The following is a 25,238-nucleotide window of genomic DNA, read 5'->3' as shown; positions in this document are numbered from 1 at the left end:
TATCAAGGACTACGACCTGAACCTATACGAATTTTGGTTTACTGCAGCTTTTGCAGGTTTAGGCTGGGCTGTCTTGTCCTTTTTATACTTCTCTTCATATTTAACAAACATCGAAACATTCACCAAAATACCCATCGCTATTGCGAGCTGCAGCAAGGAAGAACCTCCATAGCTTACAAATGGCAGCGGCACTCCAGTCAGCGGAATGACCCCTGAAGCTCCCCCAAGATTAACGAATGACTGAATCCCAATCATGCTGGCAATCCCAATTGCAAGCAAACTGCCAAAGGGATCCTTGCACTTAAGCCCGATATGAATTCCTTTCAGAACGATGAAGGCCAGGCTCAGCAATACAAAGCCTACACCAAAGATTCCCAACTCCTCGGAGATGACTGCGATGATGAAATCCGTGTGTGCTTCAGGCAAATACCCAAGCTTTTGATTACTTTGTCCCAACCCAAGTCCTGTCAGGCCGCCTGAACCAATTGCATAATAGGCATTAGCCAATTGATATCCTGATTTTTGTTCATCATTGAAAGGGTTGCTATAAGAGGTAAGGCGCTCCAGGCGCCTCTCCGAGAATACTTCATCTTTTAGTATTAGCGAAACAGGTACCAACAATATCATTACAATCATTACCAGCTTCAAGATATTTTTAAAGTTCATGCCTGAAGACATGATGATCGCTGCTGCAATCAGCATAATTATGCCTGCTGTCCCGAAGTCTGGCTGAACAGCGATAAGGAAAAACACCATGACAAGAAATAGCAGAGGCGGGAGCACACCTTTATTGAATTCATTAATATATGATTGTTTATTTGCATACACAGCTGATAGATAGATAATGACACTTAATTTAGCAAGCTCAGATGGCTGGATGCTCCTGGCTCCAACCTCTATCCAGCTAAGGGCATTACCAGCTACTTTACCTACCACGAACAGGATGAGTAAGCCTGATAGAGTCACGATCACCATAGGAAGTAAGATTCTGGTGCTTCTCATTGCTTTGTAGGGAAATAAGGCCGCTAAAATAAATACAAACAGAGCTGTTACCAAATTGAATTTTTGTTTGTCATAAAAGAAATCGCTGTCTACTCCGTGCCAGGTGACCATGCTGGCACTATAAACCATCACAAGGCCAAACAAGCTCAAGAGCGCTACAACAATGATCAATGAATAGTCATAGGATTTCAGTATTTTTTTTAACATCGTCTCTTCCCCATCTTCTAAGTTGTTTAATCTATTCTACTATAAGTTGAAATATCCTGCCTTTGTTAAAGGAAAAGTTATGGAATTCTTAATATATTGTCATTGAAGTGTAATGCAATTTACGAGAAAACACCTAAACAGGAAAAACATGAAAACTTATATAAAGTGGCAACATCCGCAAAGTCTTAACAAAAAAACTCAAACAATCTTTTAGGACTGTTTGAGTTTTTAGGATTTTATTTTTTTAACGAAGCTTCATGCAATATGGAAAGCTCTTTTTCCAATTGTTCGAGAATTACTTTCCCATCTGATTCTTCGATTAAGCCGAGTCTTACTGCAAAATCTATCTCTCTCGATAATCCAAACATTTGCGTATCTAAAACCTCTTCATAAAGAGGGCATTGAGGCATTGTCAGGTTATCCATTTGCACTTTGATCAGCTTTAAAATTTTATCAGCGTCAGCCTTTAATAAGGCATGGGCTTTTTCCTGATGGTTGATTATCATATCAGACGCCAACTTGATCCCCCCGTTTCCGAGCGATTACCCAATCCTATCTTTAAATTTTACCCTTAAGTGGACAAAAAAGCAAGAATATTAGGGATGCAGAATTTAATGGTGAGCCCGCTATAGAGGAGTTGAAATGACAACTTGTCAAAATATCGTTATACTGAATAAATAATATATGTAAAATTGCAGGAGGAAATTATGGAGACAATCATCCCTATTGGAGGAAGAGTCAAATACAAGATCACTTTGGATCCAGGTGTCTGGATTTTCGACGATCGCAAAGTAGATTTGAATACATATTTCAACGAAGAACATAAAACCGACGATACCCTTGAGGAGTATACGAAATCTGTCTCGAAGCATTGGGATCGTGAAATTATGGAGGGTGCCGTTTACCCGCCAACACTGAAAACAGAAGTTAAGTTCGAAAAGGAAAAAGTCCTGACAGGCACTTTCGGCATTCCCTTCAAGCCATTTCTTGTTAATGCCGAACCAGATCAGAATGCTGCGACGGTTGTGATCGAATACGGCGATAATGACCGGATAGCTCTTTCCCTCGAAGAAGCTTCTGGTATCATCCTCGGATTTTCCAAAGACGGCAAACCATTAAAGGAAGACGGACCACTGCATGTCTATTACAAGGATGGCTCCAATAAAGAGAACCCAATCAAAAATGTTACGGGATTCATAGTTGAATAAGCTATAAGGCACTGCCAACGGGCATCATGTGGATGCCCGTTTTATTATGGCCTCTTCCCGAATAACAAGTACATAATATCAATTCAACAGATCGGCTGCGAGCTGGGCAAGAGGTGATCTTTCTCCTTTAACGAGCCGGACGTGACCGGCAATCTGCTGGTCCTTGAATTTTTCCACCACATACGTCAGCCCATTATTATAAGCGTCCAGGTATGGATGGTCAATTTGGTCAGGGTCACCCATCAAGACAATTTTACTGCGCTCCCCAACCCTTGTCAGGATGGTCTTCACTTCATGCTTTGTCAGGTTTTGTGCTTCATCAATAATGATGAATTGATCCGGTATGCTCCTGCCCCTTATATACGTTAATGCCTCTACCTCGATTGAACCCATTCCTGCCAGTATGGCATCAAGCTCTCCAGGTTTTTTTGTATTGAAAAGGAATTCAAGGTTATCATAAATGGGCTGTATCCATGGTCTGAGCTTTTCCTGTTTTTCACCAGGCAAGAACCCTAAATCCTTTCCTACTGGCACAATCGGCCTTGCTACAAGCAGTTTTTTAAATATGCCCAAGTCCTCGGTCTGCAGAAGGCCTGATGCCAATGCTAGCAAGGTTTTCCCTGTGCCTGCCCTCCCTGTCAAAGTGATCAGAGGCATGTCTTGCCGTAAAAGCAGTTCCACCGCCATGATCTGCTGGACATTTCTTGGCTTGATTCCCCATATGTGTTTACCCTCATGTTCAAAAATAAGTTTTTTCACTTTTTTACCTTTGGTATCGACCATGCCTATTGCGGAAGCTGAACTGCCGAGAATATCTTTCATAATCACAAACTGATTTGGGTAAAAAAAGTTTTGCCCCTTTAAATCAGAGATATTCAGTTCTCCTTTTTCATAAAAGCGATTGAGCTCTTCTATTTCCAAGTACACTTCTGCATAGCCCGAATACAGATGGTTAATTTCCACAACCCTGTCACTTAAAAAGTCTTCAGCGATCAGCCCGATGGCATCTGCTTTGACACGTACAAGTGCGTCCTTACTAACAAGGATTACCGGACGTCCATCTTCCTTCGTTTCCTCTTCAAGACTCAGGTTTTTAGCTACTGCCAGTATTCGATTGTCATTTGTTTTTTCAACGAAGATTTCCTGCAGTTGATGGAAAGAACGGTGGTTCAGCTCAATTCGAAGCGTTCCACCGCCCTCGAGGTTAATTTTTTCATGCAGCTTACCTGTTTCCCTCATGCCGTCTATGAGCCTTGAAACCTGGCGTGCGTTGCGCCCTATCTCATCCATATATCTTTTCTTTGAATCCACTTCCTCCAGAACTACAGCAGGTATGACAACTTCATTGTCTTGAAAAGAAAAAATCGCGTGCGGATCCTGTAGTAAGACGTTTGTATCCAGTACGTATATTTTACTCAAATTGATGCCTCCCGCCTTATTGATCTCGACTTTGGCCAACTTGGCAGCCTTGGCCGGGACTTTGGTAAAATATATGACTTTTTGAATAAAGATAGAAGATATTTTGCACAATAACCTTTGAGCATTTCTTTTTTACAGGTTCTGTTGGAAACTTAGTTACCTGCTGTATTCCCGCTTCGAGGCTATATCAAATAGGAAGGTTGAGGGAAAAACCACAAGAAAATTTCAGGGAATACTGGCTAGGAAACTGTCTTCCTCATTTTAATTCCCAGTTGAGTGATAAGGACTTTTTATGAATAAATAATCGGAGGGGTTCATTATGATGAGATTGGTTGCTGCCATTTTGTTTGTGCTGCTATTGACTGCATGCAACGGACAGAACAACGCCAACAAAGCTGACGAAGATCATAAGGTCAAGGTCCAGAATAGTGCAATAGAAGATGTTGACCGCCAATCAGGCCAGGAGATATCCCGCCATCTGGTGAGCTTAACCACTCACATCCCGAATGTGGACGATGCCGCTGCTGTAGTAGTCGGACGCTATGCGATAGTGGGGATAGACGTTAAGGATAGGATGGAGAGGTCAGAGGTAGATACTGTTAAATATACAGTGGCGGAAGCATTAAAGAAAGATCCGCACGGTGCCAGGGCAGTCGTTGTTGCGGACCCAGATATCACAGCGAGATTAAGGGAGATATCAGAGGATATCCAAAACGGACAGCCTATCCAGGGTATTATGAACGAGCTTTCTGACATAACCGGAAGAGTTATGCCAGAAGTTCCAGCCGATATGATTGAGCCGCAGACTAAAAGCCCGACAGAGGACCCTAAGAAGAAACTGGACGATGGTGAGAAAAAACAATTGGAAAAGGAACAAGAACAACAATCTAACTACCATAAATAAAAAAAGCTTAGTCATCGACTAAGCTTTTCTCATTGCATCCATTACCTGATTATCAAGGCGTGCCGCAGCGTCTTTATCATAGGTCTTGTCATATTGAGGTTCAGCGACGATTTTTGATCCATAGAACATAACGTCCCTTACTTCGGTGATTTTGATTTCGACTAACGCTAGCTTCAAAGGTACACCTTCAAGCTTTTCCTGCTTGACGCTTGCTGTCCCGCTGATTGAATATGTAGATTCATTTGCGATCAGGTTGATTACTGCTTTGTCATTGCTCTTGATATTCTCGATGATTCTAGAACGGTTATCCACCGCAAAATAAACAGTTTCCTCATCTTTTGCCAGCACCCATGAAATCGCACTTACATTCGGGCCGCTAGTTTCATGGTCCACTGTCGCCAAGGTGACAAAACGCTCTTTTTGCAATTCATCAAACAACGGTTTGATTAATTTAGGTTCCACTTGATTTGCCATATTCACCCTCCTTACACTATCATAATAGTACTACGAATTCTTTAGGCAGGGCAAATCAAATGATTTTCCCTGTTCAGTCTGGAAACAATGATATACTATAATATAATCCAATCTTAACCAGGCTATGTATGATAATTATTGATAAGAGGTGTAAGAATGAGAGTCAAATGCGTACTTTGCGACAAAATCGAGAATATTAACAGCGATACCCTTGAGGCGAAGCGGCTCAGGAACAGGCCGATCCATACATATATGTGTGAACCATGCAATGAACGAATTGCCGAAAAAACGAACAATCGAATCGCCACCGGTAATTTCAGGTTATACCGCTCCCGCGTTAAGAAGGATGATTGGTGATATCCACCGATTTGATTATTTGCCCTCCTGAAAAAGTTTATGGCGGGCTCCAGGACGGATTCAGACAACACTTGGGATCCCCTCTCAAACTAGTCTGAATCCACCTAAGGATACAATTCTTAGCGAATCATACCCTTATGCACCCTTTTCATCCTCTATAACGATTCCGTTCTTGGCGATAGACACCCTTTTGTGAGCCTTTCCTCCTCTATAAGGGTTCCGTTCTTGGCGATAGACACCCTTATGCAAGCCTTTCCTCCTCTATAAGGGATTCGCTCTTGGCGATAGACACCCTTAGCCTTTCCCCTCTGAACTATAGCTTTTTTGACAACTTTCCTGCTTTGCGCCTTAAACCTGCCTTATTTTGTTTTGAAATAAATAACAGCAAAAAAAATCCGCCCATAGCCGGGCGGATTTTCACTATTCTTCTTCTGGATAGTTGACGTATTTGTCTGGTTCCTGCCTGATCTGGTCAAGCATGACTTCGATCAGGTCGCGCGGAAAACGGTACTCTTTAGAGTTGCCTTCCTGAACAACGGTGACATAATACATTAATGCATCTCGTTTTAATTCTTTTGATTCAACATTATGTTCATCGGCAAGAATTTGTTCGAATAGTTGTGTTGTTTCTTGAGCAGCTGTATCTTCTGGCCGAGCGTCGCTGACGATTTTAATGGTCAGCCAATTATAAATTGCATCCTGGAGTGATTTCATTTCCCCAACTCCTATTTGACATTCGCTTCTGCTTTTTTATGCTGGCGCAGCCTAAGCTTGTAAATGATCAGAATAAGCGCAGCGACCACAAGTCCTTCCGTAATGGGAAGGAAAATAGCAAGGAAGGTCAGGACTGTAGAGCCAAGCAATAGAAACACGTAGATGATGATACTTTTAAACAATGGCAGCTTCTGTGCAAATCCAAGTTTATATACAAGGATGCTGAGAGCGGCAATTGTCAGGTAAAGCATCCACATACCAACCGTCGGATTCTCATCTACCCGGAATAATGCTGCAAAAAATGATAATCTCTGGCTTACATCCATACTTCTTCCCCCTACTTAATTAAGCTTCAGCGTATTTTTTCTTTTTCGCCATTCTTTCACGCTCATTCTTATCAAGAATCTTTTTACGGAGTCTGATTGATTCTGGTGTAACTTCGCAGTACTCATCATCGTTCAAGTATTCCAAAGATTCCTCAAGTGTCATAATTCTTGGCTTCTTGATGACCGAAGTCTGGTCCTTATTTGCAGAACGAATATTAGTTGCTGCCTTTACCTTCGTGATATTTACAGTTATGTCGTTTTCACGAGTGTGCTCGCCGACAATCATGCCTTCATAAATTTCAGTTCCGGGCTCAACGAAGATCGTTCCGCGGTCTTCTACCTGCATGATACCATAAGTAGATGCCTTTCCTGATTCCATTGAAACCAGAACACCCTGGCGGCGTCCGCCTACCTGGCCCTGAAGCATTGGCTGGTAGCTGTCGAATGTATGGTTAATGATACCATATCCGCGAGTTAATGTTAAAAACTCTGTTGTGTACCCGATAAGTCCACGTGCCGGTACGTTGAAAATCAAGCGAACCTGGCCGCTGCCATTATTGATCATATCAAGCATTTCGCCTTTACGGGCACCGATTGACTCCATGATGGACCCTGTGTGTTCTTCAGGAACATCGATTTGAACGCGTTCAACTGGTTCACATCTCACTCCGTCAATTTCCCTTACGATTACTTCAGGCTTTGAAACTTGAAGCTCATAACCTTCGCGACGCATGTTTTCAATCAAGATTGACAAGTGAAGTTCTCCACGTCCTGAAACGATCCAGGCATCCGGAGAATCCGTGTTGTCAACTCTAAGACTAACGTCAGTTTGCAATTGTGCACGAAGTCTTTCTTCGATTTTCCTTGCAGTCAGGTATTTACCCTCACGACCTGCGAATGGGCTGTTATTGACAAGAAACGTCATTTGCAGGGTTGGCTCATCAATGCGCAGTACCGGCAGCGGATCTTGCTGGTCGAATGGACATACTGTTTCACCGACATTAATATCTTCCATTCCGGATAAAGCAATTAGGTCACCAGCATGTGCTTCCTGGATTTCCTGGCGCTTTAGCCCGAAGAAACCAAAAATCTTTGTTACACGGAATTGTTTTACAGAGCCGTCCAGCTTCATAAGTGCTACCTGCTGGCCTACCTTCATCGTTCCGCGGAATACACGGCCGATTCCGATTCTTCCCACATAGTCATTGTAGTCAAGAAGTGCCACCTGGAATTGAAGAGGCTCTTCACTGTTATCAACAGGAGCGGGGATATGGTCAATGATGGACTCGTACAATGCCTGCATGTTTTCATCCTGTTTTTCAGGGTCCATGCTTGCTGTTCCGTTTATTGCAGATGCATAAACAACCGGGAACTCAAGCTGATCCTCATCTGCACCCAATTCGATGAACAAGTCAAGAACTTCATCAACGACCTCAGAAGGACGGGCAAAGTCACGGTCAATCTTATTCACTACCACGATAGGTGTTAAATGCTGTTCAAGTGCTTTCTTCAAGACAAAGCGTGTTTGCGGCATGCAGCCTTCATATGCATCGACAACAAGCAATACGCCGTCAACCATTTTCATGATACGCTCAACTTCGCCGCCAAAGTCAGCGTGTCCAGGAGTATCAAGAATGTTAATTCTTGTATCATTATAGGAAATAGCTGTATTCTTCGCGAGGATCGTAATTCCTCGTTCTCTTTCCAAGTCATTTGAATCCATTGCGCGCTCTTCAACGTGCTCATTAATACGGAATGTGCCTGATTGCTTGAGGAGCTGGTCGACCAATGTCGTTTTACCGTGGTCAACGTGGGCAATGATCGCTATATTTCTAATATCTTCTCTTAATTTCAAAAAAGTCACCCTGCCTTTAATATCGTAATTTATCTATTGGCTTTTTACACAACTTACATATTATAACACAATAAGAGTAGAAACCTAAAAGCATTTTATTGTACAATTAAATATATTATTATTTGCACCAAATGTCGAATGGGGGAGAATCACCTTGAAGCAGATAAAATGGCCATTATTATTTTTCGCATTTGCAGCCGCTTCATGCATGATTGGTATTGGAATCGCCATCGGTGAAAGGAGCATTGCCGGTACTCTGGCATGTATAATCGCCCTAATTTTCGTGATGGGATTCGGCTTTAAGAAGAAAAAGCAGATGAGAGAAGCAGGAGAACTTTAGAAATTATTCTTTTCTTAACAGTAAGGCCGGCTGGGTTTCCAGCCGGTCATTCTAATGGGCGGACCATGATCAAAAAGATTTCGCCCTTGTTTTCATCTGTCTTGAATTGTTCAAAGCCGCAGTCTGTAAGGAAGTTGGACCATTCATATTCATCGAAAGGAACAGCGGCAAAAACAGCTTTTTGACCCTTCTCTTTAAATTCATCAGAGAGCTGGTCCATAATGGCTGATGCAATTCCCTGCCGTCTTTCCTCCGCTTTTATTAATATGGTGCCAAGCCACGGTTTTTGGTTAGAGGAAGCCGATTCCACGTGATAAGATACCGCCACAGGAATTCCTGCCTTTTCCCAGACCCTCCATTCACCTGAAAAACCTTTGTAATGTTCTATATACTCTTCTAAAGACAAGCTCCCCAATTCATTTTTCTCCATTTTGAGCTAGAGGATATTAACTCCTGAAAAAACACGAAATCTTTATTTTCAAATGGCCGACAGGTTAAGGTCACCATTTTCCATCCTTTAGATAATTCTTAAGGATTTCCTTGTGCAGGCTTGGCTTCGACACAAACAAAGAACTCTGCTGAAGCAAATCCAGCTCTCCTCCTCTAAGGTCCGTAGCTTCACCGCCAAGTTCCTTAATCATGATGATGCCGGCAGCAATGTCCCAAGGTGCAAGCCTTGGTGTCATATAAGCATCTATTCTCCCGGTAGCGACATACACCATTTCCATGGCCGCAGAACCATAAGAACGCGTTCCTCTTACGTCTTTTACCAGGGGTATTAGCATCTCGTGATCAATCCGTTTATTAGGGGCCACCCAGGTAGCGTTAAGAGCAATAATTGCTTCACTCACCTTTGCATCTGTAAGTTCCGGAATTGCTTTTTCGTTTAAATAAACACCATTCCCTTTTACGCAATGATAGAGTTCATCGTGGACCACATCATAGATGAGTCCGATCATCCCTTCCCCATCAATATAAATGCCGATAGAAATCGCAAAATTCCGCTGCTGGTGAACAAAATTCATCGTCCCATCGATTGGGTCTATGATCCAGACTACTCCTGATAAAGATGTCACTTCGTCTCCGTACCCTTCCTCGCCCATGATGCGATGGTCAGGATAGGTCCCTTTGATCTTCTCGATAAAATATTGCTCTGTCCCTTTATCAATATCTGTAACCAGGTCATTCGGATTTGATTTTGAGGTAACATTTAAAGTCTCCGGAAAAGAAGCCCTGATATTTTCACCGGCTTCCTTGATCCAGCTTTTCGCATATGTATCAATTTCTTTCAGATTATATTCCATTCAGCTTTCCCCCGTTCATATATTTTTACGATCAAACAAGCTTTAGGAATCTATTTAAGCTTATCGGAAAATGTTCAATATCATCAAGTATTAGGATTACCCGCGGCAACTATAGAACATGCAAAATTCCACGATGTAAAATGACTATTTTTCACAATGGGTTACTCCGACAGAGGTATTATGATTAACCTATAAATTCACTGCTGCAATAATACCATCAATTAGGCATTTAGATTGCTTATTCCTTCATTCGCCCGCAGTGTCGCCTTGTAAGACTTAAAAATTATATGTTTTTTTAGGATCGGTTCTTTCATTTTTGCACTTTAATGGGTCATTTTCACATAAGAAACGAACTCCATCAGCTTTACAGGAGTTCGTCAAGAGTCTTGATTGCTGCAGTTTTCCATTGTTATCATCATACCTTGCCTTCTTCTTTCGCAGAACATTTTATTTCTTACAAAGCTTTTAATCGTAATAATTCTTGTCGAATTCTTTCGAGCTTCTGTTTGCATTCTTTCATTTTCGGTTTATCAGATTCTGACATCGCGTCAAAAAGGGTAGCTAATTCATAATCCATTTCCAAACGCAGAACAGCAGTTCTTTGTAGTTCACCATTTCTTTTTCTTGTTGAGTTTATCAGTTGTTTCATTAATTTACACTCCTCTATTAATTTCTGATTTTTTATTTATTGTATGAATTTTCAGTTGGCAGTGGTACAAATTTGTGCGTATACCCAGGACTCGGAAAAATGCCTGTCGCTTCTTTTTTCATAAAGATTTTGCTACAATATTTGACAAAGTACTAGGAGGTTTTTATATTGTCATTTACAGGATTTGAACAAGCAGATTTCGATGTTTTCAAAATAGACGGCCTCGATGAACGAATGGAGGCTTTAAAATCCCAGATCCGCCCGAAACTGGAAGACCTCGGCCAACACTTCACTCCAACGCTCTCAAGCATTGCAGGCGATGAGATGCATTACCATGTCGCTAAACATGCCAGGAGAACGAAGAATCCGCCTAAGGATACTTGGGTAGCGTTCGCCAGCAACCCAAGAGGCTATAAGATGCTCCCCCATTTTCAGATTGGGTTATGGGAAACCCATGTCTTTATCTGGTTTGCTGTAATTTACGAAGCACCAGAGAAGGAAAACATCGGTAAAAAACTCGAAGATAATATCGATTCCATCTACACCAGGACCCCAAAGGATTTCTATTGGTCAATCGACCATATGAAGCCAGAAGCGACTCTTCACAGTGAGCTTTCCAAGGATGAACTGCTTTCCATGTTCAAGCGCCTGCAAACCGTTAAAAAAGCTGAAATCCTATGCGGCCTGAACATCCCCCGTGAGGAAGCTGTTAAACTAAGCGGTGATGAAATGCTTTCCAAAATTGAGTTTGTATTTAAAGAAATATTACCCCTATATAAATTGGCATAAACCTTGAAATGCGTAGGCGACTGCCCATTTCCGACAAGCGCTGGAGGACCTGACAGTGAAGTCGTTCTTTGACTTCAGTGGCAGGGCAGAAATCGAAAGGTATAGCCGACTGTCCAGAAACATGGAAACTGGAGACTCCGACAAAGAAGCGCTTTTTGCTTCTGCCGGCGGAGTTGAGGTTTCCGATGTTTCTAGGAGGCGACACTAGACAAATCGAAAAGTGGGGGCGACTGCCCAACTCCGACAAGCGCTGGAGGGCCTGACAGTGAAGTCGTTCTTTGACTTCATTGGCAGGACCGAAGCGTCTCGAGGAGTTAGGAGCCGCAGCTAGACAAGCGTCTCGAGGAAATAGGAGCCGGAGCTGGACAAAAGAAAGAGCCCATTTTGCATGGGCTCTTTCTTCATTCTTATCTGGTTCTTATTTTTTCCTTTTCTGTACTACTTTTATCTTTTCACCTGAGCCAGTTTCTTTAATCGCTTTTACTGCCTGGAATGGTACGTAGCCACTCACTTCTTCAAATTCATTGAAAAGTGTTTTTTCCTGGGCCTTTCCTGGCACTATTTCTTTAAAACGTCGGTATGCATCAAGTAAGGAATCTCGTTCAATTCCTTTTTCATATGCCTTTTCAATGCATTCATAAAAATGAATAACAACAACGATTTCATCTGTAGACCATGTGTAGTCTATTGGATACTGGTATTCCATTCTTTCACCTGCTTTTTGTGCTATGCCCTGGCAGCTCCTGGGCATCCTTTGTATGTTTATCGATTGTACAGGTATTTGTATCGAATCGCAAGAAAATGGGACCTCACTTACTCCATATAGTTCTTATTTCTTCAGCTTCTTTGATGATTCTGTCAAAGAGCTCAGCCACTGATGGAGAGTCTTTAATCAATCCCATCACCTGACCAGCCCAGCCAAAGCCATTTTCCTCATCACCTTCATATATATACTTACGGTTTGCACTCCCGCTGATCAACTCTTTTAATACTTCATAACCCCCGCCTTGTTTCTCTATTTCGAGGATTTTTTCCGTCAATGGGCCAGCAATCGCCCTTGCTGGCATCCCAAGCGTCCTTTTAATTACTGTGGTGTCATTTTCGGTGCCTTCAACAAGCTTCTGCTTGTACAGCTCGTTTGCATGTACGCATTCTTTGGTAGCGATGAAGCGTGTACCCATTTCTATCCCTTGTGCTCCAAGACTCAACGCTGCCATCAGGCCTCTCCCATCACCAATTCCACCTGAAGCGATAACAGGTATGCTCACTGCATCTACTACAGATGGAATAAGCACCATCGTTCCTATATCACTCTTGCCTAAATGTCCACCGCCTTCCTGGCCAACAACCATCACTGCATCTGCACCTAGCTCCTCCGCTTTCTGCGCCTGCCTTTTCGCTGCTACAAGGACGAGTTTTTTAATGTCGGTCCCTTTTAACTGATCAAAAATCGGTGCAGGGTTTCCCCCTGTCATCGAAATAACAGGAACATTTTCTTCTATAGCAACAGCCAGAAAATGAGAAAACGGCCTTCCATGCTGCCCGATGGCAAAATTAACTCCGAATGGCTTGTCAGTCAGCATTCTGACTTTATGTATTTCTTGTCTTAATGCCTCAGGGTCCGGGAGAGACATTGCTGTTATTTGACCCAGTCCTCCTGCATTCGATACAGCTGCGGCCAATTCTGAATAAGCCAGATACGCAAGACCTCCCTGAACAATCGGGTATTGTATTCCTAAAAGGTGTGTTACATCTGTATTCCAGTTCATATTTCCTCTCCTTCAAATGCCGTTTCTTTAATACTTCTATTATAGGACCCATATTTCCTGTTTTCTTTATGCTAATCGCAGTTTTTCATTATATTTTGAATTTCTTTGCAAACACCTTGATTAGTGCTATAATGCATGTGTTTTATTTTTTCAAAAGCTAATCATAACCTATAAACAAGTAAATCCAATACATTAAAGAGGTGTGATCGTCAATTGTCACAAAAAGAAACACCGTTGTTTACAAGCCTATTAACGCACGCAGAAAAGAATCCGATCCAGTTTCATATTCCCGGCCATAAAAAAGGGAGCGGGATTGACCCTGAGTTCAGAGAGTTCATTGGTGACAATGCACTGTCCATTGATTTAATCAACATCGGCCCCCTTGATGACTTGCATTCGCCTAAGGGCATCATCAAGCAGGCCCAGGAACTCGCCGCTGAAGCATTCGGCGCTGATCATACTTTCTTTTCAGTTCAAGGGACAAGCGGCGCGATCATGACCATGATCATGACTGTCTGCGGACCTGGAGACAAGATTATCGTTCCACGGAACGTTCATAAATCGATTATGTCGGCTATTGTTTTTTCCGGAGCCATTCCAATCTTTATCCATCCTGAGATTGATAAAAAGCTCGGAATTTCTCATGGAATCTCAACTGACTCAGTCGAGAAGGCGCTGGAACAGCATCCAGATGCAAAAGGTCTTCTTGTAATCAACCCAACGTATTTCGGCTTTGCAGCTGACTTGAAAAAAATCGTTGAGATTGCTCATTCCTACCACGTTCCAGTTCTGGTGGATGAAGCCCATGGGGTCCATATCCACTTCCATGAAGATCTTCCGCTTTCAGCCATGCAGGCAGGAGCTGACATGGCTGCAACAAGCGTTCATAAGCTTGGCGGATCAATGACGCAAAGCTCGATCCTGAATGTAAAAGAAGGTTTGGTATCCTCTAAGCGTGTTCAATCTATCATCAGCATGCTGACCACCACCTCTACTTCTTACCTGTTGCTCGCATCACTGGATACGGCGAGAAGAAGACTTGCCATTGAGGGAAGGGACATCATTGACAGGACGATCAAGCTGGCGCAATGGATTCGTGGTCAGGTAAACGAAATTGAGCATCTTTACTGCCCTGGAGAAGACCTTCTTGGCACGAATGCAACCTTTGATTTTGACCCGACAAAAGTACTCATCAGCATCAAAGACCTTAATATTACTGGATACGAGGTCGAAAAATGGCTTCGCGAGAAATACAATATCGAAGTGGAACTTTCGGATTTGTACAATATCCTGTGCATCATCACACCTGGAGACACACAAAAAGAAGCTGAAATTCTTGTTAAGGCCTTACGTGAACTTTCTAAAGAATTTCACCATCTTGCGGAAAAGGTGCATGCAGAAGTTATGCTTCCGGATATCCCATTACTAGCGTTGACACCTCGGGATGCGTTCTACGCCGATACCGAGGTTGTGCCTGTAGAGGAATCTGAGGGACGGATCATAGCAGAATTCGTAATGGTGTATCCGCCAGGAATTCCAATTTTCATTCCAGGAGAGATCATTACAGAAGAAAACCTTGTATATATCAAGACCAATATGGAGGCCGGCCTTCCGGTACAAGGTCCAGAGGATGATGAACTTAAATCCTTCAGAGTGATCAAGGAACACAAAGCAATCAGATAAGAAAAGCGCAAGCGCCTTGTTCAGCCCCGACAAGCGTTGGAGGGCCTGACTGTAAAGTCGCTCTTTGACTTCATTGGCAAGACCGAAACGTCTCGAGGAGTTAGGAGCCGCAGCTAGATAAGCGACTCGAGGGGCTAGGAGCTGGAGCTAGACAATTCTCGAAGTGAAAATTCACACTTTCTTATCTTGTAAAAAAAGAGGGCATGCAGCTTTGCATGCCCTTTTATCTATTCTTATCTTTCCTCTGCACCTTCATGGTCGCAGCAGTTGCATTTTTTTGAATATAATACCGTTACTTTCTCATCTTCGAAATGGTCAATTGTAGCATTGCAAGTTTGACAAACGATTGTGCCCATCTTTTCAAACTCCTTTTCGTTTTGATTTTTGAAAGCGCTTCATCAACTTCTAATTATATAATAATATAACACTATTAAGATTTCAAGCCTAAATTGTATAACACTTTTATTTTATATAATGTGAATTTTATTATACTTACCCATTATATATGTCTTAAAAACAATTAGTATGACACTATTTGCTCAAAAGTTAGATCATTGTTGCCCTATGCGTTAACTTTTCATCATGGAATATCATGAAACTAAAAAACAGGCCTTTTTGGCCTGCTCTCTTCTCCCGCTTATTCGTATTGAGTCTGGAACGGGGCTGTCGGCAATTCTTCTTGGAAAAATAATGCAAGGTCCTCAGCCTGCCGGACTTCTGTAATATGGAATGCTTTCTGCAAATATTCTACGTCTTCAATGTCCTTAGGGTCGAGGAGTGCTGAACGCCCCGTCTGCATGCAGACTACCAGAGGTTTTCCGAAAAACATGTTAGTAGAGACAATCCCAAAGTCATAACGAGTGTCATTAGTAGTAAACCCCACAAACCTGACGTGAACCTTTTCATGCTCATCATAAAGCTTTTCGAATAGTTCCATATGCCTCCTCCTTTTTAATTAAATATTTAGAATATTATTATAATTTATTTTTGACAAAAAGGCAAGTGTATAAGAAGTTAAAAAGCTTTTATTCTATTGTCAATGCTTTTTCAGGAGTGATAAAATGGGAAAGAATAGATAGGAAAAGGGGATTGGACGATGTCTAGTAATGCTTATATTAAACTTGTACCATCATCATCTCAGCAAGCCATTTCCACTGAAGAACTAAAGGATTTATTTAATTACTATAAGGAAATTACTGCTAAAACAGGTGATCAGGTTGCTTGGAATTATGAAAATTCAGCATTTCCTTATGATCTGAAGGAAAAAGAGGATGGGAAAGGCATATGGTTCTACCTGCAATCATCCCAAGACCGTTATAATGCCATACTAATCGGCGTTGATAAAGAGGCAGTTGTCGACGAAAACGGAACAGAACGCGAACAATCATACATACAAATTACACTTCCTCCTACAGCGACAGCTGGGGACAAAGGAAAAGCAAATGAATTCAGTAAGTTCCTGGGTAAAAAATTGCAGGGCGAGCTCCATTTATTCAATGGAAGGATTATGTACTTCTATCCACGCAAATAACTCTAGGAAACACTTTCGGGTTCCGTACCAAACGGAACTCTAAGTTCGCACCAATTGACATTTTAAAACATCAAAAACGGCTGCTACTGGGCAGCCGTTTCTTTATTTGCAGGAGTTTCGATAAGTTCAGGATCGACGACTTTATATCCCTTATCTTGCAAGCCTTTTACGATATCCCCCAGTGCTTCGCTTGTCCACTGCCTGTCATGCATCAGCAAATTCGCTCCATTCCGTAGTAAAGGCGTATTCACCATAATATCCGCAAGAGCTTCCTTTGATTGGTAATCCTTTTCCCAATCATAACCATAGGTCCAATTCATTAACAGCATTTTCTCATCTGCGGCCAGCTGCTTGCTGTAATCAGTGTTCATTCCGAATGGAGCCCTGAAGAATTCCGGCCTTTCACCAATCAGTTCCTCGACTCTGTCATTAAGATCTACAATTTCTTTCCTTTGCTGCTCCTCGGATAATTCCCTTAACGATTTGTGATTATATGTATGGTTCCCAATTGGAAAGCCCATTCGATGAATTTGCTTTAGAACTTCCCCTTCTTCGGGAGTATCAAGGAAGTGGCCATTTACAAAAAAGATGGCTTTTACATTTAAATCTTTTAACGTCTTGGCCATTTCAAGAGCATTTTTATCCGGAGCATCGTCAATTGTCAATAAAACAATTTTTTCATCTGGATTATCGATATTTTGGATAGAAAAATCGCCTTTCATCTTATATTGTGGTGATGCCTGTACTACTTCTTCGCTCTTATTTTCCTCTTCAGCTGGTTTCTCCTCTGGTTCTGCAGCTTCTGTTTCCGGCTTTTCCTCTGCGGCTTTTTCATCATTTAAGACTTGTTCTTTTTGCTCTTCACTGGTGCCTTCTGGCTTCTGCGCTTCTTCTGCAGCCCCGCATCCGGCTAAAATCACCGAAGCAGCAATCATTGAAACTACTGTTTTTTTCAAGACTTTTCCCTCCCGCTGGTAATTCTTCGCTGACAAAGCTGATGGATTATAATTTTTTACATGCTCAGTACTTCAAGAAATAAAAGACATTGTCATATGGATCGACCCATAAATAGCCAAGCTCAAGACCGTTATAAAAAAGGTTTTCCTAGTGGATTTCATGATATGATTGCCTATTATTATGGCTAAATAGAAAAATACCAAGAACATAATACCATTATAAATCGGATGATCGTGTTTGGATAGCCATTCTATTAAGGTATACCCACTCCAGATAATGAATTGAAGCAGCATTACTGCATACACTTTCAAATCCTCCACCACCATGTCTAAATTATCTTATTCCCAAGTCACGTTAGGTTAAACATTCAAATCTTTTTACTAGTATATGTCTTGATGGTTAGGATATTTTTCAATTATGTAACAAATCAATAACATTCCATTCTTTTGGAAATTGCTGTGATAGAATATGGACAAACAGTTAGATGGTGAAACAATATTCCGAAAAAAAGTGAGGCAAAGATAAATGAAAAGCTTGTCTTTTGTTTTTGTCGCAACGTTCCTATTTCTCACGGCTTCTTGCAACCCAGTCAACGATTCAGATGATTTGGAGCTAAATGGAGATATTAAACAAGTCGTTTTCTTTTCTGATGATGAGAACTATAAACAGGAAGCATCCTATTATGATGCCATTATAGAATTAAAGAAAGATTATCCTTCTGCATTTGATAATATTGTTGTCATTCCTGTTGCCAATGCCAATAAATATTATGACCTTTTTAAGGTAAAACAATTTCCTGCTATCCTGATTGTCCATCAGGACCAGGTACTTGCCAATGTGAATGGCAATGTAACAAAGGACCAGATCATCGAACCTTTATCAGCAGTTTTGAATAATGAATAAAAAAAGTCCTTTCCTGATGGAAAGGACTTTTTCATGTTACTTTACGATATGAATCGGGTTACCAAGTGCTACTTCTGCAGCTTCCATCGTAATCTCACCGAGAGTTGGGTGAGCGTGGATTGTCATTGCAAGGTCTTCAGCAGTCATGCCTGCTTCGATTGCAAGGCCGAGCTCTGCGATCATGTCAGAAGCATTCGGACCAGCAATCTGCGCACCGATGACAATGTCATCTTCTTTACGTGTGATCAGCTTCAAGAAGCCGTCTGTCTGGTTAAGTGATAGTGCACGGCCATTTGCAGCGAATGGGAACTTAGATGCTGTAATATCAATGCCAGCATCTTTCGCTTCCTTTTCAGAGTAGCCTACTGATGCTAATTCTGGATCAGAGAAGACTACTGCCGGAATAGCCAGGTAGTCGATTTCTGAAGGATGTCCAGCGATTGCTTCAGCGGCAATCTTGCCTTCGTAAGAAGCTTTATGTGCTAGTGGAGGCCCTTCAACAATGTCACCGATCGCATAGATGTTGCTTACACTTGTACGGCATTGCTTGTCAATTTTGATAACACCGCGATCAGACATCTCGATGCCTACCTGCTCAAGGCCTAGTTCATCCGTGTTAGGCTTTCTTCCTACCATGACAAACACGTAGTCTGCTTCGATACTCTTTTCTTCACCATTTGCTTCATATTTAACTGTTACGCCAGAGTCAGTTTCGTCGACACCTTTTGCAAGGGCCTTAGTAATGATTTCTGCACCCTTCTTCTTAAGGTTGCGTTTTACAAGAGCTGACATCTGTTTTTCGAATCCATTAAGAATTTCGTCTGCACCTTCAAGAATTGTTACCTTAGTGCCAAAGCTTGCGTATGCTCCGCCAAGCTCAGTACCAATGTACCCGCCGCCAATAACAACAATGCTTTTTGGCAGCTCCTGGAGGTTAAGTGCTCCTGTTGAATCAAGCACGCGCTTGGAGTACTTGAAAGCTGGGATTTCGATAGGACGGGATCCAGTTGCAATGATTGCATTTTTGAAAGTATATGTCTGTGCTGAATTCTCATCCATCACACGAATCGTATTGGAATCAACGAAATACGCTTCTCCGCTTACGATATCGATTTTGTTGCCTTTCAATAAACCCTCAACGCCGCCAGTAAGTTTTTTAACTACTCCAGCCTTAAATTCCTGAACTTTTGAGAAATCAAGCGTGACGTTTTCTGCTTTGATCCCCATGTCTTCAGAATGCTTAGCGTTTTCGTATCTATGGCCTGCAGAAATTAAAGCTTTTGAAGGAATACATCCGACGTTCAGGCACACTCCGCCAAGAGTTGCTTTTTCTACGATTGTTACTTTTTGGCCTAGCTGGGCAGCGCGAATCGCTGCCACATATCCGCCAGGTCCGGCACCAATGACAAGAGTATCAGTTTCGATTGGAAAATCTCCTACTACCATTTATTACCCCTCCATTAACAATAGTTCTGGATCGTTCAACAGGCGCTTGATGTGATTCAATGCGTGCTGTGCAGTAGCGCCGTCAATCATTCGATGATCGAAGCTTAGGGAAAGCGCCAGTACAGGAGCAGCAACAATCTCACCATCTTTAACAACTGGCTTCTCAGCAATTCGTCCGATACCAAGGATCGCTACTTCCGGATGGTTGATGACTGGAGTGAACCATTGTCCGCCAGCAGAGCCGATGTTCGTGATAGTGCATGAAGCACCCTTCATTTCATCTGGAGCAAGCTTGCCATCACGAGCTTTTCCTGCTAGTTCATTGATCTCATTAGAGATAGAGAATACTGATTTACGGTCAGCGTCCTTTACGACTGGAACAAGCAAGCCTTTGTCTGTGTCTGCTGCAATACCAATATTATAATAGTGCTTGTGAACGATTTCGCTTGTTGCATCATCTAATGATGTGTTCAATGCTGGGTATTCACGCAATGCACTTGTTAATGCTTTTACCACATAAGGAAGGAATGTAAGCTTGATTCCTTTTTCTGCAGCCACTTCTTTGAACTTCTTGCGATGCGCCACAAGCTTTGCTACATCCACTTCGTCCATTAAAGTTACGTGTGGAGCTGTATGCTTGGAATTAACCATTGCCTTAGCGATCGCTTTTCTGATTCCGCTCATCTTCTCGCGTGTCTCAGGGTATTGTCCTTCTGGAATAGCCTGAGCAGCTGCAGCTTTAGGTGCCTCATCAGCTTGTGGTGCCTGTGCTTGATCTGCTTGTGGTGCAGCTGCTGCAGGAGCGCCTCCGCTTAGGAAGCTGTCGATGTCATCCTTCACGATGCGGCCATTCTTTCCTGAACCAGCAACCTGACGAATATCAACACCTTTTTCACGTGCATATTTACGGACAGATGGCATAGCCACGATGCGGCGGTTAGGGTCGACCTCTGCTTGTGGTGCAGCCGCTGCGCCAGCACCAGTTGCGCCTGCAGGAGCAGGAGCATCTGCTGCTTCTTTCTCAATTTTTTGTCCGGATTCTAAAGTAGATTGAACCTGAGCTTCTGTCTTTTCCTGTTTAGGCTGTTCAGCAGGTGCATCTTCTTCTTCACCTTTGAACTTAAGGTGCTCGTAGCCAGGAGCATCAAAGGTTACAAGAACCTGTCCTACTGTTGCTACTGTTCCTTCATCTACTAAAACTTCTTCGACTGTACCAGCTACAGGTGAAGGAATTTCTACTACTGCTTTGTCATTCTGCACTTCGCAAAGTACATCGTCTTCCTGAACTTTATCGCCAGGCTTTACGAACCACTTGACTATTTCACCTTCGTGAATACCTTCGCCGATGTCTGGCAGCTTAAATTGGAATGCCAATGGAATTCACCCTCCTATGTTTTTCAACCTTATTAATTTGAGCGTTTAATTAGAATGTAAGTACTTTTTTAGCTGTTGCAATTACATCTTTGTAGTTAGGCAGCCATACAGATTCTGCTTGAGAGAATGCAAAAACTGTATCTGGAGCTGCTACACGCAATACTGGTGCCTCAAGGCTAAGGATTGCACGATCGTTGATTTCTGCAACAATCTGTCCAGCCATACCAGCTTGTTTTTGAGCTTCCTGCACGACAATCGCTCTTCCTGTTTTTTCCACAGAAGCGATGATTGTTTCAATATCGAAAGGCATGACAGTTCTTAAGTCGATTACTTCTACAGAGTATCCTTCTTTTTCAAGCTCTTCTGCTGCCTTTAATGATTCATGGACCATAGCACCATAAGTGATAATGGACAGGTCTTTTCCTTCACGCTTAACATCTGCTTTCCCTAGAGGAATTGTGTATTCTTCCTCTGGTACTTCCTGACGGAAAGAGCGGTAAAGCTTCATGTGTTCTAAGAAAATGACTGGATCATTATCGCGGATTGAAGAAATCAGCAATCCTTTTGCATCATATGGAGTTGAAGGAATTACGACTTTTAAGCCAGGCTGCTGTGCGACCATTCCTTCAAGGCTGTCAGCGTGCATCTCTGGAGTATGTACGCCTCCCCCGAATGGCGAGCGGATAGTAACCGGTGAGCTGTAGCGGCCGCCTGAACGGTAACGCATACGAGCCATTTGTCCTGCGATAGAATCCATAACTTCGAAGACAAAACCGAAGAATTGGATTTCAGGAACTGGACGATAGCCTTGCAGCGCAAGACCAATAGCCAATCCGCCGATACCGGATTCCGCTAGTGGTGTATCAAATACACGGTCTTCACCAAATTCATTTTGCAGGCCTTCAGTAGCACGGAATACACCGCCGTTTACGCCTACATCTTCCCCGAATACAAGTACGTTTGGATCGTTCTTCATCTCTACGCGAAGAGCGTCTGTAATTGCTTGAATCATTGTCATTTGAGCCATGGCTTACTTCGACTCCTTCTCTTTATATATTTCATACTGCTCTTTTAAGTAGTCTGGCATTTCTTCATACATGATTTCCATAAGGTCAGTTACTTTTTGCTTAGGAGTATCATCCGCTTCTTTGATAGCGTTTTTGATTTCTTCCTTTGCTTGTTCGATTGTTTCGTTTTCCATTTCTTCAGTCCACAGGTTTTTCTTCTCGAGGAACTTACGGAAACGAACTAATGGATCTTTCTTTTCCCATTCATTGTCCAGATCAGATGTACGGTAACGAGTTGGATCATCACCAGCCATTGTATGAGGTCCGTAACGGTAAGTCATTGTTTCGATCAATGTAGGTCCTTCTCCATTAACTGCGCGCTTACGTGCTTCAAGAGTTACAGCGTAAACTGCAAGAGGGTCCATTCCGTCAACCTGGATACCAGGGATACCTGCAGCAACAGCTTTTTGAGCAATTGTCTGTGCAGCAGTCTGCTTTTCTACTGGAGTAGAGATTGCGAAACGGTTGTTTTGTACGAAGAAGATTGCTGGCGCTTTGTATGCACCTGCAAAGTTGATACCTTCGTAGAAGTCACCTTGAGAAGAACCGCCATCACCTGTGTAAGTAACAGCAACTGCTTTTGTTCCGCGTTTCTTCATTCCAAGTGCTACTCCTGCAGCCTGGATATATTGTGCACCAATGATGATTTGAGGTGAAATAACATTTACACCTTCAGGAATTTGGTTACCTTTGAAGTGTCCGCGTGAGAATAAGAAAGCTTGCGTTAGCGGAAGTCCATGCCAGATCATTTGCGGGACATCACGGTATCCTGGAAGAATGAAATCTTCTTTCTCAAGTGCGAATTGAGATGCAAGCTGGGAAGCTTCCTGTCCTGCTGTAGGAGCATAGAATCCTAGGCGTCCCTGGCGGTTCAATGAAATTGAACGCTGGTCCAGAATCCTTGTATAAACCATACGCTTCATTAATTCTTGTAATTGCTCATCTGAAAGCTCAGGCATTGCCGCTTCATTAACGACTTCGCCCTCTTCATTCAAAATCTGGAACATCTCGAATTGACTTTCAATCTTTTCGAGCTGCTTCATTGCATCAACAGTATTGTTTTTTGTTTTAGATGCCATCAGAGCCACCTCTTCCTTTCATACTTCATGAATTTTAAATTGAATATACAAAAATAGGTTACCCAATATCAGGATAAACTTCCCCGGGTTTCTAAATACCTGTCAGAGCTGAATTGTTTTTCTTGGTCGTTTAGAATGTTTCAAGGAAGTTTTATAAAACAACTCCTATCTGAACACCATATGAACACACCATTCTTTAGTTTTCCACAGATCTACCATAAAAAAACTTTTATTTGTCCATTCTTGCACCAGAAATACTGTATCAGTGGAAATGAAAAATAGAGTAATACAATCCGCTCATTCGTTTTTTAGTTTACATCACGAAAATAAGTCCGTCAAATACTATGTTTCATCTTTTTTAATTTTATTCACTATCTCTATGTTATTATCTCAGAAAAGCAACTGTATTACTTTTTATCAATTACTGTACTATAATAAATTACTTTTAATTCAGACTGTATTAGTGCTGTAAATTGGTATTAAAAATGCTTAATTCGCCAATTAGCATGAAGATGCACCCCGCTACTTCCGATCATATACCTATTTCGAAGCAACAAAAAAAAGCCGCTTAATCTCAAAGCGGCTCACTTCTTACTCATTATTTTCCTTATCCGAACTAACTTCTATTCCAGCATTTTTATAAAAATCCATCTTCTCTTGATTATACTGGTCCGTCTTATCATTGAACTCCTGATTGTTAGTCAAGACAATTTCATATACTTCATTCACTTTATTGATTTGTTCTTCGAGCTTTTCAAAGCTTAGTTCCTTATCTTTAAGCATTTCATAAAGCTCTTTGTCATATTGAAGGCCTTTTTTATAATTCTCGTACAGCTTATCGTGGGTTTCATATCTTTCTTTCATAGTCGCCTGCAGTCCAGTTGCCTGCTTCTTAAGTTTTGCGTCATCAATTTCCTTGATGATCTCATCTACATTCTCGAACTCTTTTTCGGACTCATCTATACTTTCTTTTTCTTTCTCAATATGCTCTGCGCGTTTGTCAGCTAAAGCCAGCGCCTCATCTGCCAGCTTCACAATTTGATCATATTCCTTCATTCCAAGTGAAATGATTTTTTCATAAATTTCTTTTTCCTTCTTTTCCAACTCAACAAGCGGGTCCTGCTGGTCCTCAAATCCCTTTTCAATTGATACAACCTTCTCAAGTGCTTCAAACATCTTTTCCTCTGGTGATTGCTTGTCCAGACACCCAGCTAGACTGAAAATTCCAGCCATCATAATAATAGCTAAACTTATTTTTTTGAATATGGACAAAATAATAACCTCCTCATTAATACCAATTTTACTATAGCGATTGCGGCGAGATTTGACAATAGATATGAAAATTCGCAGGATTATTGTTCTGGTTTGAAGTGGCGAATGCTTGTCCTCACCCTATATATATACATCCCTTCTTCTGTTTATGCTTTAGGCTTGAGCCTATACCTAAAATTTTCTCTTGCATAGGCTATAGCAATCGACCGATTCACGGGCGAAAAACACATTTAAGGAGGTATCCTGATGTACGGTCACGGATATGGATGTGGTTATCCTGTTGCAGGAGTAGGCTATGGCGGCGGATTCGCTTTAATTGTCGTATTGTTCATCCTTCTGATCATTGTTGGCTGCGCCTGCTGGAAGTTTTAATTAGAATAGCGTAAGCGCCTTGGTCAGCCCCGACAAGCGTTGGAGGTCCTGGCAATGAAGTCGCTCTTTGACTTCAATGACAGGGCCGAAACGACTCGAGCTGCTCAAAGCTTATGCTTCTCGCAAGATACTCATGGAAGCACTAGCAAGGATGAAAACTGGCTAGGCGCTGGAGCTGGACACCAATCTTAGTGCTATATGCTTTCTTATGCAGTAAGGAAGGGGGGAGGGCAAGTC

At 42.1% G+C, this 25,238-nt stretch carries 31 protein-coding genes; 11 read left to right on the top strand and 20 right to left on the bottom strand.

The genetic code is table 11. The features are described from left to right. Nucleotides 1–9 precede the first annotated feature (9 nt). Together FOF60_RS08025 and FOF60_RS08020 are read right to left on the bottom strand one after the other, a co-directional pair. Complete coding sequence (locus FOF60_RS08025) at nt 10–1,209, bottom strand: FtsW/RodA/SpoVE family cell cycle protein (RefSeq protein WP_192470222.1); 1,200 nt, start codon at nt 1,207–1,209, stop codon at nt 10–12. A gap of 236 nt (nt 1,210–1,445) precedes the next feature. Further along, a complete protein-coding gene (locus tag FOF60_RS08020) occupies nt 1,446–1,727 on the bottom strand; it encodes an Fpa/YlaN family protein (RefSeq protein ID WP_192470221.1) in 282 nt (93 codons plus the stop codon). 189 nt (nt 1,728–1,916) lie between these two features. On the opposite strand from FOF60_RS08020, the gene FOF60_RS08015 reads away from it, so the two are divergent. Continuing rightward, the gene (locus FOF60_RS08015) at nt 1,917–2,417 is read left to right on the top strand and encodes a peptidyl-prolyl cis-trans isomerase (protein WP_192470220.1); all 501 of its coding nucleotides are present in this window, start codon (nt 1,917–1,919) and stop codon (nt 2,415–2,417) included. Nucleotides 2,418–2,495: 78 nt separating this feature from the next. On the opposite strand, the gene FOF60_RS08010 is transcribed toward FOF60_RS08015, so the two are convergent. Beyond that, nucleotides 2,496–3,836: a PhoH family protein gene (locus FOF60_RS08010; protein ID WP_192470219.1), complete on the bottom strand. Its 1,341-nt coding sequence runs from the start codon at nt 3,834–3,836 to the stop codon at nt 2,496–2,498. A gap of 319 nt (nt 3,837–4,155) precedes the next feature. Between FOF60_RS08010 and FOF60_RS08005 the strand changes: the two genes are divergently transcribed. Beyond that, nucleotides 4,156–4,740, top strand: coding sequence for a YhcN/YlaJ family sporulation lipoprotein (locus FOF60_RS08005; RefSeq protein WP_413632838.1), 585 nt, complete (start codon nt 4,156–4,158; stop codon nt 4,738–4,740). An 18-nt stretch (nt 4,741–4,758) separates the two neighbouring features. On the opposite strand, the gene FOF60_RS08000 is transcribed toward FOF60_RS08005, so the two are convergent. Next, nucleotides 4,759–5,214 (bottom strand): pyridoxamine 5'-phosphate oxidase family protein, encoded by a 456-nt coding sequence (locus tag FOF60_RS08000; RefSeq protein WP_192470218.1) that lies wholly within the window; start codon nt 5,212–5,214, stop codon nt 4,759–4,761. A 156-nt stretch (nt 5,215–5,370) separates the two neighbouring features. Here FOF60_RS08000 and FOF60_RS07995 point away from each other — a divergent pair, with 156 nt between their 5' ends. Then, complete coding sequence (locus tag FOF60_RS07995; RefSeq protein ID WP_192470217.1) at nt 5,371–5,571, top strand: YlaI family protein; 201 nt, start codon at nt 5,371–5,373, stop codon at nt 5,569–5,571. Nucleotides 5,572–5,991: 420 nt separating this feature from the next. Here the strand turns inward: FOF60_RS07995 and FOF60_RS07990 are convergent, their stop codons facing one another. The 3 genes from FOF60_RS07990 to typA are packed head-to-tail and all read right to left on the bottom strand — an operon-like array spanning nt 5,992 to nt 8,466. Beyond that, on the bottom strand, nt 5,992–6,285 hold the full coding sequence (locus FOF60_RS07990) for a hypothetical protein (RefSeq protein WP_192470216.1): 294 nt from the start codon (nt 6,283–6,285) through the stop codon (nt 5,992–5,994). A gap of 11 nt (nt 6,286–6,296) precedes the next feature. Then, nucleotides 6,297–6,611 carry a YlaH-like family protein gene (locus tag FOF60_RS07985; RefSeq protein WP_192470215.1) on the bottom strand — a complete coding sequence of 105 codons (315 nt, stop codon included), beginning with the start codon at nt 6,609–6,611 and terminating at the stop codon, nt 6,297–6,299. A gap of 19 nt (nt 6,612–6,630) precedes the next feature. After that, nucleotides 6,631–8,466, bottom strand: coding sequence for a translational GTPase TypA (gene typA / locus FOF60_RS07980; protein WP_192470214.1), 1,836 nt, complete (start codon nt 8,464–8,466; stop codon nt 6,631–6,633). Between the two features lie 154 nt (nt 8,467–8,620). Between typA and FOF60_RS07975 the strand changes: the two genes are divergently transcribed. Beyond that, nucleotides 8,621–8,806 carry a YlaF family protein gene (locus tag FOF60_RS07975; protein ID WP_192470213.1) on the top strand — a complete coding sequence of 62 codons (186 nt, stop codon included), beginning with the start codon at nt 8,621–8,623 and terminating at the stop codon, nt 8,804–8,806. A gap of 46 nt (nt 8,807–8,852) precedes the next feature. Here the strand turns inward: FOF60_RS07975 and FOF60_RS07970 are convergent, their stop codons facing one another. The 3 genes from FOF60_RS07970 to FOF60_RS07960 form a co-directional block, all read right to left on the bottom strand. Beyond that, complete coding sequence (locus FOF60_RS07970) at nt 8,853–9,221, bottom strand: GNAT family N-acetyltransferase (RefSeq protein WP_192470212.1); 369 nt, start codon at nt 9,219–9,221, stop codon at nt 8,853–8,855. Nucleotides 9,222–9,306: 85 nt separating this feature from the next. Beyond that, nucleotides 9,307–10,110 (bottom strand): inositol monophosphatase family protein, encoded by an 804-nt coding sequence (locus FOF60_RS07965; RefSeq protein ID WP_192470211.1) that lies wholly within the window; start codon nt 10,108–10,110, stop codon nt 9,307–9,309. 454 nt (nt 10,111–10,564) lie between these two features. Further along, nucleotides 10,565–10,759 carry a hypothetical protein gene (locus tag FOF60_RS07960; RefSeq protein ID WP_192470210.1) on the bottom strand — a complete coding sequence of 65 codons (195 nt, stop codon included), beginning with the start codon at nt 10,757–10,759 and terminating at the stop codon, nt 10,565–10,567. 168 nt (nt 10,760–10,927) lie between these two features. Between FOF60_RS07960 and FOF60_RS07955 the strand changes: the two genes are divergently transcribed. Together FOF60_RS07955 and FOF60_RS07950 are read left to right on the top strand one after the other, a co-directional pair. Further along, complete coding sequence (locus FOF60_RS07955; RefSeq protein WP_192470209.1) at nt 10,928–11,548, top strand: YktB family protein; 621 nt, start codon at nt 10,928–10,930, stop codon at nt 11,546–11,548. Between the two features lie 55 nt (nt 11,549–11,603). Beyond that, nucleotides 11,604–11,756, top strand: coding sequence for a hypothetical protein (locus tag FOF60_RS07950; RefSeq protein WP_192470208.1), 153 nt, complete (start codon nt 11,604–11,606; stop codon nt 11,754–11,756). 210 nt (nt 11,757–11,966) lie between these two features. On the opposite strand, the gene FOF60_RS07945 is transcribed toward FOF60_RS07950, so the two are convergent. Both FOF60_RS07945 and FOF60_RS07940 read right to left on the bottom strand, forming a co-directional pair. Next, nucleotides 11,967–12,254, bottom strand: coding sequence for a UPF0223 family protein (locus FOF60_RS07945; RefSeq protein WP_192470207.1), 288 nt, complete (start codon nt 12,252–12,254; stop codon nt 11,967–11,969). 103 nt (nt 12,255–12,357) lie between these two features. Beyond that, complete coding sequence (locus FOF60_RS07940) at nt 12,358–13,317, bottom strand: NAD(P)H-dependent flavin oxidoreductase (protein WP_192470206.1); 960 nt, start codon at nt 13,315–13,317, stop codon at nt 12,358–12,360. Nucleotides 13,318–13,530: 213 nt separating this feature from the next. Between FOF60_RS07940 and FOF60_RS07935 the strand changes: the two genes are divergently transcribed. After that, nucleotides 13,531–15,000 carry an aminotransferase class I/II-fold pyridoxal phosphate-dependent enzyme gene (locus FOF60_RS07935; RefSeq protein ID WP_192470205.1) on the top strand — a complete coding sequence of 490 codons (1,470 nt, stop codon included), beginning with the start codon at nt 13,531–13,533 and terminating at the stop codon, nt 14,998–15,000. 233 nt (nt 15,001–15,233) lie between these two features. Here FOF60_RS07935 and FOF60_RS07930 read toward each other — a convergent pair whose 3' ends face one another. Continuing rightward, a complete protein-coding gene (locus FOF60_RS07930; protein ID WP_023615067.1) occupies nt 15,234–15,356 on the bottom strand; it encodes a GapA-binding peptide SR1P in 123 nt (40 codons plus the stop codon). A gap of 281 nt (nt 15,357–15,637) precedes the next feature. Further along, nucleotides 15,638–15,937, bottom strand: coding sequence for a DUF3055 domain-containing protein (locus FOF60_RS07925; RefSeq protein ID WP_192470204.1), 300 nt, complete (start codon nt 15,935–15,937; stop codon nt 15,638–15,640). Nucleotides 15,938–16,096: 159 nt separating this feature from the next. Here FOF60_RS07925 and FOF60_RS07920 point away from each other — a divergent pair, with 159 nt between their 5' ends. Next, a complete protein-coding gene (locus tag FOF60_RS07920) occupies nt 16,097–16,531 on the top strand; it encodes a DUF1885 family protein (RefSeq protein ID WP_192470203.1) in 435 nt (144 codons plus the stop codon). A gap of 83 nt (nt 16,532–16,614) precedes the next feature. On the opposite strand, the gene FOF60_RS07915 is transcribed toward FOF60_RS07920, so the two are convergent. After that, complete coding sequence (locus FOF60_RS07915; protein WP_225649855.1) at nt 16,615–17,487, bottom strand: polysaccharide deacetylase family protein; 873 nt, start codon at nt 17,485–17,487, stop codon at nt 16,615–16,617. A gap of 526 nt (nt 17,488–18,013) precedes the next feature. Between FOF60_RS07915 and FOF60_RS07905 the strand changes: the two genes are divergently transcribed. Then, nucleotides 18,014–18,391, top strand: coding sequence for a small peptidoglycan-associated lipoprotein (locus FOF60_RS07905; RefSeq protein WP_192470202.1), 378 nt, complete (start codon nt 18,014–18,016; stop codon nt 18,389–18,391). A gap of 36 nt (nt 18,392–18,427) precedes the next feature. On the opposite strand, the gene lpdA is transcribed toward FOF60_RS07905, so the two are convergent. From lpdA to FOF60_RS07880, 5 genes are all read right to left on the bottom strand, one after another. Further along, a complete protein-coding gene (gene lpdA / locus FOF60_RS07900) occupies nt 18,428–19,837 on the bottom strand; it encodes a dihydrolipoyl dehydrogenase (RefSeq protein ID WP_192470201.1) in 1,410 nt (469 codons plus the stop codon). Between the two features lie 3 nt (nt 19,838–19,840). After that, nucleotides 19,841–21,211 carry a dihydrolipoamide acetyltransferase family protein gene (locus FOF60_RS07895; protein WP_192470200.1) on the bottom strand — a complete coding sequence of 457 codons (1,371 nt, stop codon included), beginning with the start codon at nt 21,209–21,211 and terminating at the stop codon, nt 19,841–19,843. 49 nt (nt 21,212–21,260) lie between these two features. Next, complete coding sequence (locus FOF60_RS07890) at nt 21,261–22,238, bottom strand: alpha-ketoacid dehydrogenase subunit beta (RefSeq protein WP_102262045.1); 978 nt, start codon at nt 22,236–22,238, stop codon at nt 21,261–21,263. 3 nt (nt 22,239–22,241) lie between these two features. After that, a complete protein-coding gene (gene pdhA / locus FOF60_RS07885; protein WP_192470199.1) occupies nt 22,242–23,357 on the bottom strand; it encodes a pyruvate dehydrogenase (acetyl-transferring) E1 component subunit alpha in 1,116 nt (371 codons plus the stop codon). Nucleotides 23,358–23,948: 591 nt separating this feature from the next. Further along, nucleotides 23,949–24,629: a YkyA family protein gene (locus FOF60_RS07880; protein ID WP_225649851.1), complete on the bottom strand. Its 681-nt coding sequence runs from the start codon at nt 24,627–24,629 to the stop codon at nt 23,949–23,951. Between the two features lie 246 nt (nt 24,630–24,875). On the opposite strand from FOF60_RS07880, the gene FOF60_RS07875 reads away from it, so the two are divergent. Both FOF60_RS07875 and FOF60_RS07870 read left to right on the top strand, forming a co-directional pair. Then, on the top strand, nt 24,876–25,001 hold the full coding sequence (locus FOF60_RS07875; RefSeq protein ID WP_192470198.1) for a YjcZ family sporulation protein: 126 nt from the start codon (nt 24,876–24,878) through the stop codon (nt 24,999–25,001). A 54-nt stretch (nt 25,002–25,055) separates the two neighbouring features. Then, entirely contained in the window at nt 25,056–25,193 is a 138-nt protein-coding gene (locus FOF60_RS07870) for a hypothetical protein (protein WP_192470197.1), read from the top strand. Nucleotides 25,194–25,238: the final 45 nt, after the last annotated feature.

Source organism: Mesobacillus jeotgali, from assembly GCF_014856545.2.
Lineage (GTDB): Bacteria > Bacillota > Bacilli > Bacillales > Cytobacillaceae > Mesobacillus.
The sequence above is the reverse complement of the archived record's forward strand: the minus strand, read 5'-3'. Positions and strand labels throughout refer to the sequence as shown.